The organism is Pedobacter sp. UYP24 (genome assembly GCF_054057295.1).
In genome coordinates this window covers 667,413-682,837 of the sequence record NZ_JBSRZD010000002.1, presented here as the reverse complement: position 1 = coordinate 682,837, position 15,425 = coordinate 667,413, and the positions used below count along the sequence as shown (strand labels likewise).

Genomic DNA, 15,425 nt, shown 5'->3' with positions numbered 1-15,425 from the left:
GCAGATCGAATTAAGCTTTGTGCTGCATATGGATATCTCTGTTGTCATTCCTTTATTTAATGAAGACGAATCTTTGCCTGAACTGACTTCATGGATTGCAAAAGTAATGCAGACTAACAATTTCAGTTATGAGCTACTCTTTATTGATGATGGGAGTACAGACAATTCCTGGGCAGTAATAGAGGACCTTAAATTACAATTTCCATTCGTTAGGGCAATTAAATTCAGGCGCAATTATGGTAAATCTGCAGCATTGAATGTGGCCTTCGAGGCTGCAGTTGGTGATGTAGTGATTACTATGGATGCAGATCTTCAGGACAGTCCAGATGAGATACCAGAGCTTTACCGTAGAATTAGAGAAGAAAAGCTGGACCTGATCTCAGGTTGGAAGGCCAAACGCTACGATCCGCTAAGCAAAACAATACCTACCAAAATATACAATGCCGCTACCCGTAGAATGTCTGGCATACATAACCTGCATGATTTTAACTGCGGATTAAAAGCTTACCGTAAGGAAGTAGTTAAAAACATTGAGGTGTACGGAGAAATGCACCGTTATATCCCTGTCATTGCCAAATGGGCTGGATTTACTAAAATAGAAGAACAAATAGTTGAACATCGTGCACGTAAATATGGGGTGACCAAGTTTGGGATGAGTCGTTTTATAAACGGTTTGCTTGATCTGCTATCCATATTTTTTGTGGGAAAGTTTGGCAAGCGGCCAATGCACTTTTTTGGTACCATGGGTGTACTTAGTTTTTTAATAGGCACATTCCTCGCCATATGGTTAATTGGCGTAAAGCTGTATGACATATCGATGGGTATTCCCCTTAAAAGAGATGTGACTGATCAGCCATTATTCTACATAGCACTGGTTGCCATCATTTTAGGATCCCAGTTGTTTTTAACAGGTTTTGTAGCAGAACTGGTGTCACGTAGTGCACCCGAGCGTAATAACTATTTAATAGAGAAAGAGCTAATATAATCGATGTTCTTTTCTATCATTATCCCCCTTTACAACCGCCCACAAGAAATAGACGAACTTTTAAACAGTCTTACCAAACAAACCTACCTGCAATTTGAGGTTTTGGTTATTGAAGACGGCTCTACTTTAGATGCAAAATCGATAGTCGATAAGTATGCGAACTTGCTGGATATCAAATATTTTGTTAAGCCTAATGCCGGACAAGGCTTTGCGCGTAACTATGGTTTTGAGCGTGCAAGGGGCGATTTCTTTGTGATATTTGATTCAGATTGTTTGATACCGGAAGATTACCTGGAGATTGTAAAGGATTATTTGTTTGAGCACCATTTAGATGCTTATGGCGGTCCGGATGCGGCCCATCAAAGTTTTACCCCAGTACAAAAGGCCATAAGCTATGCCATGACCTCACCTTTCACAACAGGTGGTATCAGAGGTAATGCCAAGCACATCGGGCAGTTTCATCCCAGAAGTTTCAATATGGGTGTTTCCCGCGAGGTGTTTGAGAAAGTAGGGGGGTTTATATTGACACGACTTGGAGAAGATATAGAATATAGCATCCGTATTCATGAAAAAGGATTTAAGATAGGATTGATACCCGGAGCGAAGGTTTATCATAAAAGGCGCACCAGTTTCTACCAGTTCTATAAACAGCTTCATTTCTTTGGTCGCGCCCGGATTAATATTTATAAGCACTTTCCTGCCGAACTAAAATTGGTACATTTCTTTCCAGCAGCTTTTGTATGTGCGGTCGTATTTACGGTATTAATGAATTGTTTTTATGCACCTTTGGCTTATATCTGCAATTTTGCAATGCTGGTGTATTTTTTGATGATATTTTTTCACTCCTGGGATACAAACAAATCATTAAAAGTTGCATTTTTGAGTATAATTGCTGCTTTTATACAATTGGGCGCTTACGGGTTGGGTTTTATTCAGGATGTCATAAAAAGAGTAGTATTTAAACAACCATGATAGATTTTTTAAAAGAAAGCACATTTGCTGTAAATGAGGTAATAAGTAAAGCCTGGCAAGTAACCAAAAGGAATTACTTTTCTATTGCCACACTCTGTTTTCTAATGTTCCTGACATCGAATGCATCAAACATGATGGCGTTCTTTTTAAATAATGTGAGTCGGGGTTTGAGTATGCTCATGGCTACCATGTTTATTGTCATTTACTTTACCATCAGTCTTTCCCTTTTTCGCTATATCTTTCACTTGCTGGATGATGAAGAACACGATGTGAGTATTGTAAGCACCATACCCACCAGACAACAGATCATTAGGTTTCTGATTGCTACTTTCTATTTCTCGCTTTGCATAGTTGTTGTAGGAATTATATTTTACCCTCTATTGCTCATACTAGACCCGCTGTTGAAGTTTTTGGTTAGCCTGGGCTGGGTAGATGATTTTACTACAACTGGCACTATTGTGACCAATATTTGTGTGGGAATGGCCATTGTAGCCATTTTTGTAACTTTTGTGAGAATCTCGTTTTTCCCGTTCTTCATCATTGATAAGAATGAGAGCCCCTTTAGGTCTATTAAATTTAGTCTTGCTATAACAAAAGGGAATTTTACAAAAATCCTGTTGCTGTTATTAGTACTTGGTGGTTTTCAGCTGGTTTATTGGTTTCTTGGCTATATGCAATGGCCTATAATTGCCTTTTTTGTAAACATTTTGAGCTCTTTTATTATTGTACCATTATCGATCGTTTCATTAACGATTGCTTACAGGAAAATGATGACCGAATATACAGGAGATAGTGAGCCTGATATCATCCATAACCTCATTTAAAAAACTATGGGTTTAAAAGCGGCATTGAGCAAGCCATTTGCTGCCTTTGTTTTAAAAGGTATCAATAAATGGAAAGGGAATGCAATAGCAGCACAAAATGAAACATTGCAGCTACTGATAGATTCGGCAATGTATACCTCCTTTGGAAAAGACCACGATTTTGCAAGCATTAAAAACTATAGTGATTTTAAAAGACTGGTGCCTGTAAGTGATTACGAGGATTTGCGACCATATATTGACCGGGTAGTTGCCGGGGAAGCGGATGTATTGTGGAAGGGCAAACCCGAATATTTTGCGAAAACATCAGGTACCACATCTGGAATAAAATACATTCCTATTTCTAAAGAATCCATGCCAGAGCATATAAAAGCAGCCAGAAATGCACTGCTCACTTATATAGCAGAAACTGGCGATGCGAGTTTTGTAGATGGAAAAATGATCTTTCTGCAGGGTAGTCCGGTTTTGAGTAAAAAGAATGGGATAAACATTGGTCGGCTTTCGGGCATCGTAGCCCATTTAGTGCCGGCTTATCTTCAAAAAAACAGAATGCCTTCCTATGAAGCCAATTGCATTGAAGATTGGGAAGAAAAAGTAGCTGCCATTGTGGAAGAAACCTGGCAGGAAGACATGCGACTCATTTCAGGCATCCCGCCTTGGGTGCAAATGTATTTTGATAAACTTACAGAGAAGACCGATGGAAAAAAGATTAAAGACATCTTTAAAAATTTCAGTCTTTTCGTTTACGGAGGGGTCAATTATGAACCATACCGGGCTAAAATAGAAAACAGTATCGGCAGGAAGATTGCAACGATTGAAACTTACCCTGCTTCAGAAGGTTTTATTGCCTATCAGGACAGTCAGCAGGATAAAAGCTTACTCCTTCTTGTTAAAGCCGGAATGTTTTACGAGTTTATACCAGCTGATGAATTCTATAACGAAAACCCGACAAGACTAAGTCTGCAGGATATAGAACTTGGTGTAAATTATGCCTTGATCTTGAATACCAGCGCAGGTTTATGGGGTTACAGCATTGGAGACACCATAAAGTTTGTATCTAAAGATCCCTATAAGATTATTGTAACCGGAAGGATCAAACATTTCATCTCTGCTTTTGGAGAACATGTAATAGGAGAAGAGGTGGAACATGCTTTATTAAGCATAGCCAATCAGGAGCATATTGGAATTACAGAGTTTACGGTGGCACCCCAGGTAGAAACAGCTGCCGGTGAGCTTCCTTACCACGAATGGTTTATAGAGTTCTCCAATCCTCCTTTAGATATCATTTCTTTCAGTAAAAAAGTAGATGAAGCATTGCAGAAGAAGAATATTTACTATTTTGACCTCATTGAGGGTAAAATATTGCAGCCATTGATTATAAGAACTTTGAAAAAAGATGCATTTGTAAACTATATGAGGGGACAGGGTAAGCTAGGCGGACAGAACAAAGTACCCCGCCTGTCTAACGACAGGAAGATTGCTAACGATTTAAGTAGTTTTACAATTTGAAGAAAATATCCATTTTAGGCGCTACGGGTTCAATTGGAACCCAGGCACTATCCGTTATATCGGCGAATCCACATTTATACAAAGTAGTGGCCCTAACCGGACAAACGAATACAGATTTGCTGATTAGTCAGGCATTGGAGTTCCTCCCAGAACTGGTAGTAGTTGGCGATGAAAGTCGCTATGATGAAGTTAAAAAAGCTTTGGCGCATACAAACATCCGGGTTGCGGCGGGATTAGAAGCTTTGTGCGAAGCTGCCAGTTTATCTGAAGCAGATTTGGTACTCACAGCAATTGTTGGATCAGTAGGATTAAAACCTACTATAAAAGCTATAGAAGCAGGGAAAAATATCGCGCTTGCCAACAAAGAAACTTTGGTGGTGGCTGGAGATCTGGTAACGCGACTGGCTAAAAAACATGGGGTAAAGATTATCCCGGTTGATTCCGAGCACTCGGCAATATTCCAATGCCTTGTTGGCGAAGAATATGGTTCCATTGAAAAAATATACCTCACTGCATCTGGCGGACCATTCCGCGGAAAAGACAGGGAATTTCTTGCAGGAGTTACAAAAGCAGAAGCGTTGAAACATCCCAATTGGGTAATGGGTGCCAAAATTACGATAGACTCTGCTTCATTAATGAACAAGGGGCTGGAAGTGATTGAAGCAAAATGGCTGTTTGGCCTGGAGGCAGACCAAATTGATGTCATTGTGCACCACCAATCTATTGTGCACTCCTTGGTGCAATTTAATGATGGGTCCATGAAGGCACAGATGGGCTTACCAGACATGAAGTTGCCGATACACTATGCTTTTGCCTACCCCGGTAGAATAAGCAGTGAATTTGAACGTTTCAACTTCATGGATTATCCTGAGCTTACTTTTTCTAAGGCAGATTGCAAGACCTTCAGAAATCTTGACCTGGCTTACGAGGCATTGAGAAGAGGTGGAAACATGGCTTGCATTGTTAATGCAGCAAATGAAGTGGTTGTAAATGCATTCTTAAAAGATCAAATAGGCTTTTTGGAAATGAGTGATGTGATTGAAAGCTGCATGCAAGAAGTGAAGTTCATCGCTCAGCCGGGTCTTGATAATTATTTAGAAACAGATGAACATACACGTATATTTGCCCACCAATTGGTAACAAAACAACTTAAATAGAATCAAATTTAAAATATCTATAAATATATATGAGCGGACTGATTATGGCGGCCCAGTTACTTCTGGGATTATCGATACTGGTTATTTTACACGAATTGGGACACTTTCTTGCGGCACGTGCCTTTGGAATAAAAGTAGAAAAGTTTTACCTGTTCTTTGATGCATGGGGAGTAAAATTATTTAGTTTTAAAAGAGGAGATTGCGAGTATGGTATTGGATGGTTACCATTGGGTGGCTATGTGAAAATATCTGGTATGATTGATGAATCTATGGATACCGAACAAATGGCGCTTCCGCCACAACCATGGGAATTCAGGTCTAAACCAGCATGGCAGCGTTTGATTGTGATGATAGGTGGTGTATTTGTAAATATCGTAGTGGGTATTTTCATTTTCTGGATGCTTACCTTTAAATATGGCGAAACCATTATTCCCAATAGTACTGTTCTGGGTATTAATCCGGGTGTGATTGGTAAGGAAATTGGTTTAAAAAGAGGCGACAAAGTTGTTGCTGTAAATGGTAAGAAAGTGATCACTTTTGATGAACTAATCAGTACTAAAGTCTTGCTTGATAATACTACCTTAACCATTATGCGTGATGGCAAGGCGATGGATGTAAAAGTGCCTGAAAATATCTTGAATAAAATATCCGATCTGGGTATTGAAGAATTCATTAGCAGAGTGCCACTCATCAGTACCACTGTTGATAGCGTTCCCGAATCAAGAGCTGCATATAAAGCCGGCGTAAAAAGAGGAGACCGAATTGTTTCTATCAATAACTTGCCGATAAGAAATGATATGGATGCCAAAGAAGAATTGGTTAAACATAAGAATCAAACCATCAGCTTAGGTTTACTTAGAGGAACTGAGCAGGTTGCATTAAATGTTCCTGTAGATACAGCAGGAACAATAGGTATTAAATTCAACTTCAAAGAGATTGGGCAAGAAACTATTAAATACGGTTTCATGGAATCACTTCCAATTGGCGCAAACCAAGCCTGGAAGGTATTTAGGGATAATGGCAAAGGAATATTTAAAGTACTTACGGGTAAAGTTAAGGCTACCAAAGCATTTTCAGGTCCTGTAGAGATTGCACGTAAGATATTCGGAGGTGAGTGGATCTGGTCAAGGTTCTGGGCCTCTACGGGCTTTATTTCAATTGCGCTTGCGTTTATGAACCTTTTGCCTATACCTGCACTTGATGGCGGCCATGTGGTTTTTCTTTTCATAGAAATGATCAAAGGGAAACCACTTGGAGATAAGTTTATGGAACGTGCCCAGATTGTTGGGTTTGTGATGTTGTTATCCCTTATGGTCTTTGTGCTTGGTAATGACATTTTTAAGGCCTTTTTTCATAAGTAGGGATGACCGATTACTTTTCCTTTTACGGTTTACCTGTCAGTTTTAATCCGGATTTACCCTACGTTAAGCAGAAATTTTACGAGCTGAGCAAAAAGTATCATCCTGATTTCTTTATCAATGAAAGTGAAGAAAAGCAGGTTGAGGTACTTGAGCTAAGTACGATCAACAACAAAGCGTACCAGGTGTTGACCGATCCTCAAAAAAGGTTACAATATGTACTGGAATTAAAGGGGCAGCTTACTGAAGGGGAGCATTATGTGCTCCCTCAAGATTTCCTGATGGAAATGATGGATGTCAATGAGTCGCTCATGGACCTCCAATTTGATCCAGATCCAGAACGTTTATTGGCACTGGAGGGAGAAGTTGAAGCGATAAAAGAGAACATTAACAAAAACCTGTTAGCACTTACAGCGACATTTAAAACAGAAGAAGGTGGCGATCAATCTGCAGTTTTGGCTGAAGTGAAAGACCTGTATTACCGGGCAAAATACCTGGTAAGGATAGCAGAAAGCCTTGCTAAAGCCAAGAGAGGTTAATATTTTTTCACATACTAGTTGATATGAGCACATTATCTAATTTTAGAAAAATAGCAGTTGCAGAAGGAATTTCTTATGTCTTATTGGTATTTGTTGCCATGCCCCTTAAGTATTGGGCAGGTATCCCGCTGGCAGTGAAGTATACCGGTTGGGCTCATGGTTTGCTGTTTGTGCTTTACATGATCTTTTTGATCATGGCATGGATGGAATATAAATGGAATTTTAAGAAAGTTTTTATAATAGGGGGTGCCTCGCTGCTTCCTTTTGCACCATTTTGGGTAGACAAAAAATTGAAAGAAGATAATTCAAATAAATCTTGGTAATTGTCGATCCAATTGATACATTTGCATCCCGCTTAATAGCAAATGCCCAGCTGGCGGAATTGGTAGACGCGCTGGTCTCAAACACCTGTGGGAAACCGTGCCGGTTCGACTCCGGCGCTGGGTACTAACCCCTTTTTACGAGAGTAAAGAGGGGTTTTTTAGTTTAAAACCTGCCTATTGCTTAAAAAATGGAGGATTTTAACGGTTCGATTTCCGGGTAGGTTATATGAAACAACCCAGCCGTACTAAGGTCGAACCAAATGTGACAAAAAGGTATGTTCTTGTTTCCGATTTAAAACGTAACAAATAAGTAACAACGTAATTTCAAATTATGGAAAGAGATCTAAATTACTTATTTGCGAAGTAAATAGCCAGTAAGTTTTGAATGAAGTAGAAGACTTAGAATCTTTGACTCCGACCATCATCTAAAATAGCTAAGCCTTTTTATAATTATTTTCAATACGATGGAATAATACCTATCACTATCCGACCAAATTTTGAGGACATCGGTGAAAATGGTTGTTAAGTTATCTTTTATTAGTATTAAATCTTCTTAAAATGTCAGACCGTGGATAGTTATTAGTTACTTTGATGTTTTAAAGCTTTTTACTAAGAACAACAGAACTAATGAGTAAAAAAAGAGATAGACCGGCCATGTACTTCAGTACCTTGGAAATAGAGAATGTAAAAAGTTTCGAAAAAAAGCAAATCCTGGATTTGAAAAATAGTGATGGAACGATATCTGCATGGACTTTAATACTTGGTGATAACGGCGTGGGAAAGACATCGTTACTGAAATGTTTATCATGGATGATTCCTGTTGAAGCTCCTCCTCAAAAGCAAGAGGGTACGGAGGAAATGGCAAAAAATGATAAAAAAGTCATTTTGAAGCCGTTTATGGACGATTTAGACGAAGCAAATTTTGAACAGCTGATCAGGATTGGAAAAAATATAAAAACCAGCATAAGAGTAGTTTTAACAAATGATGTAGAATTAAAAGTGGCACCATCGGACGAAAACTTAGTTTCCCTGGGAATGAATTTTGAGAAAAAAGGAGGTAAACTTGAAGTCATTACACCGGAATTGGGTACACTAAAACATTTTAACTCACCTAATCTTTTTGCTTATAGTGCGAGCAGACATTTGGCCTTTAAGAATATTGAAAGTTCCGAACTAAAAGATCCCACGTCTAATTTATTCTCAGAATCTGGCGACTTGTACGACGCAGAACAACTACTCAGCATGCTTGATACCGCTTCAATCAGGCAGAGCAAAAAAGGCAAAGCAACCGATCTATTGATTAGCGTAAAAGAAATTTTAGTAGATCTGCTTCCTGATATCAAACATCCTAACAATATTATAATTAATTCACCGATAAATGACGATGGTTCAATAAACAGGGACTTAGTAGAAGTGCAAACAGATGATGGCAAGGTTAAATTATTCGATTTAAGTTTGGGCTATAAAACAATGCTGGCCTGGATTGTTGACTTGGCTGTAAGGATGTTATGGCGTTTTCCAGAAAGTGATGAACCATTAAAAGAACCGGCTATAGTAATTGTTGACGAAGTTGACCTGCATTTACACCCTATTTGGCAGCGCATGATCCGCAAAAAACTAACCCATCATTTTCCAGCGACCCAATTCATTTGTACTGCCCATAGCCCCTTTATGGCTCAATCGTCGGAAATGGAAAATTTATGTGTAGTGAGCAGGCAAGGATTGGATGTTTGCATAGAAAATGAACCTTATATTGTTAAAGGTTGGAGAATTGGTCAAATTGCAACTAGTGAATTGTTTGGTGTTCCAAGTGATAGAAGCCCTGAAATAGAAGATGAAATAAACAACAGAAGAGAAATATTAGATAAGGATCATCCTACCGCTGCCGACGATATTAAACTTGACCAGATTGACAAAGAACTTGCAGAATTGCCTCTGATAATAGATAGTGATGAAGATCAGCAGATTTTGAATCAAATTCGTAAAGCGGCGGAATTGTTAAAGCAAAAGGGGTCCTTAAATGATTAAAATTGATAAGGGCCCGGCACCTGCGTCATTAATCGCAGAGGGTAAAACACTAACTGACGCTAATAAGGCAGACTTTTTATTACACCGCACCCAGTATAAAAACGGCACTAAGGCGTTCACTTTCACGAATGCCTATAAAACCGATGACGTTAAAAATGGCTTGCTCGCCGTACAATTTAACAAATGCTGTTTTTGTGAAGCAAAATTTGTGAATGATTATTTTCATGTAGAACATTTCAGGCCAAAAGGCCGTGTTGACCCATATCCAACAGGCCCGTATTCCTATCCGGGATATTATTGGCTTGCGTATGAATGGTCTAATCTTTTTTTAGCTAAGGGAAAGACAAACGTTAGTTTTAAAAAGAACTATTTCCCATTATCAAACCGGGTAACGAGAAACAGGACACACCTTGAAACAAAAATTGAAACGTCTCTTTTAATTGATCCCGGAATCGAAGATCCAAGAGATCATATCCGGTTTAAAAAGGAAGAAATAGTAGGAAGAACAACCCGTGGGAAAAAGAATATCACCTTTTTAGATTTAAGAAACCCGCAAATCGATGAAGCAAGGCGAACAAAGTATATCTTGTTAAATGATTTAAAAACAGCTATCGAACTATTGATCAGTGGCGGTACAGATGTAAATGATCCGTCTGTACAAGGATTAATAAACACTTTAAGATATGCGATCACGCCAGAAGCGGAATTCAGTTCAATGGCAATAGATTTGCTGTTAGGATGGCCCCATCTTTAGTTAAGTCTATGCACGATGCAAAATCTTTTAATTGCGATAGATCAGTTTTTATTTGAGCAATTCTACTTTCAATATAGTGGTGTTCTGTTTTTATTTCAGAGCTTTCTTTTATTGCGGTGAAATAATCCAATATAGCTCTGAAAACAAACAAACCGTGCAATACTCCCCGAGCCGGGCGTTTTTCGTCACGCCATGGTGAAAAGAAAACATTGCCGCTGAAAGGTTGAATTAAAGGGAGAGCATTTTCAATGAGCGTCAGTTTTAGGTGCATCGCTTCATGTAATATTGATTCGGCAACCCGCAAAGTGGAACGCAAAGATGATGTTTCACAAACGGATACAAAAATTGAAAATGGTATCTCTGGGTGGCTGTAACTAATATCGGTCTCTTCATTTTCCGGCCTGATAATCTGGACGGTTTTAACAATGCAATTCAAAAAGTCTGAAATCGATGGAATCAAATGAAGTATAATCAAGGAATCACTGATTTTCCTATTACCGTCTAAGTTGTTAGTCAATGATGCGTTTAAAGGCTCCAGTCCATGGCTATCGTAAAAACCATTCAATGTGTTGGTAAAGGCCTCAATTTTCATTTCAGTTCCCGGAATGTCAAAAATCGCAGCCTTTGCTGTTACTAGCCCGAGCACACAGTTTTCAATACTGTAGTTAGTTTCTGTTAAATTAAGCTGTTGCCATTTATTTAGAACAAGCCGTGAAGTCAGATCGGTTTCCCATAATGGTATCGGTCTGCTTAAAAAGTCGCTTACCTGCTCAGTCAAGTTCAAAGCTATAGTTGCTTAAAGGTATAGACGATGGTATACCTGGTGTAATCGTAAATCTTACTAACGGCATGGTGAGAATTCCGGGATATTTCAAATCCGAAAACGGTGTTATCAACCGGCTTTACAATTTTAAACATGTCCTCCGGTCTAGAAGATTTGAACAAAAGAAGCAATCCGCCATTTTCTTCCTTCCAATAAGGATTAATATGTAGTACCAATCGATGGGTTTCTTCTCCATTTATAAAGTCATTGTGAATGCCAATCTTCTGTTCGTTAACCAATTTATGGGCAACAATATCTACAAGCGTAAAGCCATTGATTTTAAATTGCTGAATATATTTTTGTTCAATATAAGTTAACGTTTCTCCCGAAACGAGGCATTTTAGATGGTCTGGAAGTTCAACATGAAGCAGGCTAAATTCATACTGATCATAAAAATCGGTTTCTACTAAGTTCCAGATTGGAGTGTCCTGAAACCATTCAAAAATACCAGCTACAATATTATCAGGAAGTGCTGAATTTGCGTTAAAATGAGGAAACGGCGATTGCTCGACCTGAGCGGATTCAAGGTCAAAGCAAGTGGTTTCAGGCATGTTGTAAATCATAACTGGCAAGTGTTTTGCGAATTGCTTTAACCAAATGTAACTGGTCGGCGCAATACACAGATGGATTGTCAAAGCCATTTTCTTTACTCCATCGATTCAGGATCATTCCTCCACCGCAAACGTGTAATTCAGGGCAGTTAAGACATTTGGAATTGGTTGGCCTTTGCATTTTCCTATATTCATCAAATTCTTCTGAGGCTAAGAATTCAAGTAGACTGGCTTCTTTAACGTTTAATGGTTTATCGAACTTATCAGCACCGTTGTAAGTGCTTTTTAAGGTGTCATTTTTCATGATCGTGCCATCGGTATCTACGATCACAATTGCAAAATCAGTAAGGCCTAAACCTTCCTTTGTTACAATACCGCCCATCAAAGATTTAATCATGTCATCTAAAACCCGTATTTTAATGGGATTCGTGTCGTTGATGTAAATCTCTAACAAACGCACCATCCATGATCCGTATTCGACAGAAAAAATTGACGCTTTATTGAGTGGTAATTTAGTGTGGTTACCATCCTTATATAAAAAGTCAACACTTGGAGCCTCAAGATCTTTAAAGAATTGGTAAACTTCAACGGGATCAGAAAGAGGATCAATTACAGCTAATAATCCAGCATATAAGAATTGAGCATCATTATGAGATTTTAGGATATCTATTCCCGCGACCACCTGATCAAATGTGCCTTTATCATTATGTGTTACCCTATATTTATTATGTACAGCCTCTGGACCATCTATGCTAACTGCAACACTAACTTTATATTCAGAACAAATATTAAGAATAGGTATTGAAATCAACATACCGTTAGTTTGAATGCTGATAGGATAATGCTGGGGTAAGACCATGCGTAAGCTTCTTAATAAGAAACGAAGCCTGGCTTCACCCAATAACAAAGGTTCGCCTCCGTGGAGAACGATGCTAAAACACTTTCTTTGGCTGGCTACGATCTCGGCTAATGAAATACACAAGGCATCGATAGTTTCCGGTGTCATGAATTTCTCCAAGTGCGCCCAGTTATCATCGCCCATATTGTAGACATAGCAGTAAGTACAGTTGATGTTGCACCTACTCGCTACTTTTACAAGAACAGTGTCAAGACCGGGATCAAATCGTGTTTCAAAAGCCATTTATGGCGTGTTAAGAACGGTTATGGCGATTATGCGCGCGGTCGTAGCTGAACATATCGTTAGCTTGATCATTTTTAACTTCTGCCATTAATCTTCGTAAAACGGCATTTGGCACTTCGTTAACAGCCATTACATTACTTTCCTGATTTACAGTATGGTCAATGGTTGAATATTCACTTTGAGATTGATTGTTGAAATCCATAATATTGCTATTTTTTATAAAGATATATTAAAAAAAATAGAGTTTTTAGATATTATAATCAACATGTTGATTATAAATGTTTTATAATTAAATTCCGTTTCAGCCAAAATGAAGCCATAATAGTAAAAAATATCAATAATTTATTTTAATTAATTGATAAACAATTAATTAGATACAAACCTTAGAATAACAGCGTTATCAAACTATTGGAAAAAATAGAATTTTTGAATGAAACGCTTCGTGTTGCTTTCAAGCGGTTTTGGTTTTGTAATTTTTCTGTAAGCGCTTTTTTGTCCGATACCAACTGCTATTGTTCGCTCTGCATAGGCTTCAATGTCGTGATGATCTTATAGCCAAGCTTTCTGGCGATCAAACCAAACTGCGTAGATGTCATTTCATTTTCTCGCTAAATACGTAACGGAGCAAAATTTTGCAATTTCAAAAATAGTCCGTAAATTGCTTCTGTAAGTCAGAAAAGCACATTTTGCCTCATATAGGGACGGTTAGGCTAGAAGACTCATAATCTTTTACCCTAGTTGTGTCGTTTAAGATACCTAAGCTTTTTTCTTTTGTAACTTATTGTTTATCTGGTATAAATGAAAATAACGATATTATTTGCAATTTTGACCTTAAGCGGTCTAAGTTGCATGGCTCAACAGGAGGTATCTCAATCAGTAAGTTTAGGGATTCCGAAAGAATTAAAGAAAGTTAGTTCAACAACTTATAATAAAAAAAATCTACAAAGGGCTAAGCATCCCTTTATCAAAGTTTATGATGGGGATGGAAGTCAGACCTTTGAAACCGATGGTGTTCTAATGATAATGCATATTCAAAAAGAGAAAATAGATGAATTTCTTTTTCAAGGTGAAGAATCTGATGTACGAAAAATAGCAGCTTTAAATTACTACAAATTTATCACGACTGAAGTTCGAAAATTTGAAGGGTATCAAGTTTTGGTTAAAAATTTTGAATTCAAAGACGATCCAATTGGTTATATAATTTGTTATGGTGTGCCGAAGTCTTATAATAAGTTGTTGGTAATTACAATTCAATATGAGATTGATAACAAGCCCAAAGTGTTCAAAATACTAGATCAATTTTTAAAAGGTAGCCGTTTCAAAAATTGATTCTCTTTGTGAGTAGGTTCGGGTGAATGCGCCTCCAATTCTCTTCGATTAACGGTTATTTGATTTGTTACTATATCTGCCTAATTAACTAGTTGAACTATTCCCGTTGAATGGGTAATCGCAATATCTCCCGGGTTTATCTGAACTAGCAATATGCATATTTTGCATATTGCTTTTTCGTCTAGTTCCTTTTCTTTGAAAATATTTTTAATGTGTCTGGAAATTACAGATTGATCTCTTTCAAATAGTTCAACAATCTGTGCTTGCGTAAGCCATACTGTCTCTTTCTCAATTTTTACATCAATGGCAGTTTCACCATTTGGCGTTTGATAAATGATAATCTGATTTTGTTCCATCGTATGTTAAAGATAAGAACAACGATTTATCATAGCGAAGTTAATTGCTAACAAGTGTACTTCATCATTTCCAGAAAATTTCAGCGAATCAATCGATATTGTGGAGTTTGTGTAATAACCTTGCTAAAGGGAGAATATTACTTTTTCTACGTGTATTATAATAACAGTTATTTACTTAGGACGCTTAATACCTTTCTCGTTAAATTGGATTTTTAAATGAAAATTAAGGGGATAAAGTATTAACCCAATTAGATATGGTTGTCAATACTATGGGATTTACAGTTTCCGAAATCTGTGCAAATTCAGTTGTATTACCAGTATTAGCTTTTTGAAAAAGGTGATTTAATCCTTCTAAAGGAAGAACTTTGAATCTTTTATTACCACCTCGGTTTAAAGCATTAGCAATTCCTGCAAGGTTGGCTTGGCTGTTGATCTGCATATCTTTTGTTCCATTAAGCGCTAATACCGGACATTTTACTTTTACAAGATAATCTGCAGAGTTTAATTTAATACTTGTCCTAAGCCATGGAGTAAGAAGAGATTCATACCGTTGTTTGACAGCGTCAAATTTTGCCTTATTTAAATTTTGATTTAGACGCGAATAATACAACAATGTGTCAACTTGATTTTTTAATTGCTGATTAGTTAAATAGGAACTTTGCATGATCAATTCAAAATATTTCCTATTAAATGCTACCCTCTGATTAATTGATGTGTCTGGTGCACCTGCCAAGCGACTCATGGCTACTGTTTCCTGAAGGGACACCTCGTACATGGGA

At 37.8% G+C, this 15,425-nt stretch carries 17 protein-coding genes and 1 tRNA gene; 12 read left to right on the top strand and 6 right to left on the bottom strand.

What is annotated here, in order from left to right; all coding sequences use genetic code 11:
* Positions 1 to 28 precede the first annotated feature (28 nt).
* From ACVWYN_RS07670 to ACVWYN_RS07620, 11 genes are all read left to right on the top strand, one after another.
* On the top strand, positions 29 to 985 hold the full coding sequence (locus ACVWYN_RS07670) for a glycosyltransferase family 2 protein (RefSeq protein WP_457288371.1): 957 nt from the start codon (positions 29 to 31) through the stop codon (positions 983 to 985).
* Between the two features lie 3 nt (positions 986 to 988).
* On the top strand, positions 989 to 1,957 hold the full coding sequence (locus ACVWYN_RS07665; protein WP_457288248.1) for a glycosyltransferase: 969 nt from the start codon (positions 989 to 991) through the stop codon (positions 1,955 to 1,957).
* Positions 1,954 to 2,781: a hypothetical protein gene (locus ACVWYN_RS07660; protein ID WP_457288247.1), complete on the top strand. Its 828-nt coding sequence runs from the start codon at positions 1,954 to 1,956 to the stop codon at positions 2,779 to 2,781. Before ACVWYN_RS07665 ends, ACVWYN_RS07660 begins: the two co-directional genes overlap by 4 nt.
* A gap of 6 nt (positions 2,782 to 2,787) precedes the next feature.
* Positions 2,788 to 4,287 (top strand): GH3 auxin-responsive promoter family protein, encoded by a 1,500-nt coding sequence (locus tag ACVWYN_RS07655; RefSeq protein ID WP_457288246.1) that lies wholly within the window; start codon positions 2,788 to 2,790, stop codon positions 4,285 to 4,287.
* A complete protein-coding gene (locus tag ACVWYN_RS07650) occupies positions 4,284 to 5,444 on the top strand; it encodes a 1-deoxy-D-xylulose-5-phosphate reductoisomerase (RefSeq protein WP_457288245.1) in 1,161 nt (386 codons plus the stop codon). The genes ACVWYN_RS07655 and ACVWYN_RS07650 overlap by 4 nt, the downstream gene beginning before the upstream one ends.
* Positions 5,445 to 5,473: 29 nt before the next feature.
* Positions 5,474 to 6,805 (top strand): RIP metalloprotease RseP, encoded by a 1,332-nt coding sequence (gene rseP / locus ACVWYN_RS07645; RefSeq protein WP_457288244.1) that lies wholly within the window; start codon positions 5,474 to 5,476, stop codon positions 6,803 to 6,805.
* Between the two features lie 2 nt (positions 6,806 to 6,807).
* A complete protein-coding gene (hscB, locus tag ACVWYN_RS07640; RefSeq protein WP_457288243.1) occupies positions 6,808 to 7,341 on the top strand; it encodes a Fe-S protein assembly co-chaperone HscB in 534 nt (177 codons plus the stop codon).
* A gap of 23 nt (positions 7,342 to 7,364) precedes the next feature.
* Positions 7,365 to 7,664: a DUF3817 domain-containing protein gene (locus ACVWYN_RS07635; protein ID WP_457288242.1), complete on the top strand. Its 300-nt coding sequence runs from the start codon at positions 7,365 to 7,367 to the stop codon at positions 7,662 to 7,664.
* A gap of 44 nt (positions 7,665 to 7,708) precedes the next feature.
* Positions 7,709 to 7,788, top strand: a tRNA-Leu gene (locus ACVWYN_RS07630).
* Positions 7,789 to 8,291: 503 nt separating this feature from the next.
* Positions 8,292 to 9,692, top strand: coding sequence for an AAA family ATPase (locus ACVWYN_RS07625; RefSeq protein ID WP_457288241.1), 1,401 nt, complete (start codon positions 8,292 to 8,294; stop codon positions 9,690 to 9,692).
* Entirely contained in the window at positions 9,685 to 10,446 is a 762-nt protein-coding gene (locus tag ACVWYN_RS07620) for a hypothetical protein (RefSeq protein ID WP_457288240.1), read from the top strand. The genes ACVWYN_RS07625 and ACVWYN_RS07620 overlap by 8 nt, the downstream gene beginning before the upstream one ends.
* Here ACVWYN_RS07620 and ACVWYN_RS07615 read toward each other — a convergent pair.
* From ACVWYN_RS07615 to yhhA, 4 genes are read right to left on the bottom strand one after another with little or no spacing between them, the layout of a single operon-like run.
* Positions 10,400 to 11,224 (bottom strand): aKG-HExxH-type peptide beta-hydroxylase, encoded by an 825-nt coding sequence (locus ACVWYN_RS07615; protein WP_457288239.1) that lies wholly within the window; start codon positions 11,222 to 11,224, stop codon positions 10,400 to 10,402. The two genes, ACVWYN_RS07620 and ACVWYN_RS07615, sit on opposite strands and share 47 nt — an antisense overlap.
* An 8-nt stretch (positions 11,225 to 11,232) precedes the next feature.
* Complete coding sequence (yhhC, locus tag ACVWYN_RS07610) at positions 11,233 to 11,820, bottom strand: cyclophane-containing peptide 2OG-Fe(II) oxygenase YhhC (protein ID WP_457288238.1); 588 nt, start codon at positions 11,818 to 11,820, stop codon at positions 11,233 to 11,235.
* Positions 11,813 to 12,961 (bottom strand): cyclophane-forming radical SAM/SPASM peptide maturase YhhB, encoded by a 1,149-nt coding sequence (yhhB, locus tag ACVWYN_RS07605; RefSeq protein ID WP_457288237.1) that lies wholly within the window; start codon positions 12,959 to 12,961, stop codon positions 11,813 to 11,815. The genes yhhC and yhhB overlap by 8 nt, the downstream gene beginning before the upstream one ends.
* 10 nt (positions 12,962 to 12,971) lie before the next feature.
* On the bottom strand, positions 12,972 to 13,163 hold the full coding sequence (gene yhhA / locus ACVWYN_RS07600) for a YhhA family cyclophane-containing RiPP (protein WP_457288236.1): 192 nt from the start codon (positions 13,161 to 13,163) through the stop codon (positions 12,972 to 12,974).
* 596 nt (positions 13,164 to 13,759) lie between these two features.
* Here yhhA and ACVWYN_RS07595 point away from each other — a divergent pair.
* Positions 13,760 to 14,290, top strand: coding sequence for a hypothetical protein (locus ACVWYN_RS07595; protein ID WP_457288235.1), 531 nt, complete (start codon positions 13,760 to 13,762; stop codon positions 14,288 to 14,290).
* 80 nt (positions 14,291 to 14,370) lie between these two features.
* Here ACVWYN_RS07595 and ACVWYN_RS07590 read toward each other — a convergent pair whose 3' ends face one another.
* The gene (locus ACVWYN_RS07590) at positions 14,371 to 14,646 is read right to left on the bottom strand and encodes a hypothetical protein (protein ID WP_457288234.1); all 276 of its coding nucleotides are present in this window, start codon (positions 14,644 to 14,646) and stop codon (positions 14,371 to 14,373) included.
* 223 nt (positions 14,647 to 14,869) lie between these two features.
* A complete protein-coding gene (locus ACVWYN_RS07585; RefSeq protein ID WP_457288233.1) occupies positions 14,870 to 15,388 on the bottom strand; it encodes a hypothetical protein in 519 nt (172 codons plus the stop codon).
* Between the last annotated feature and the right edge of the window lie 37 nt (positions 15,389 to 15,425).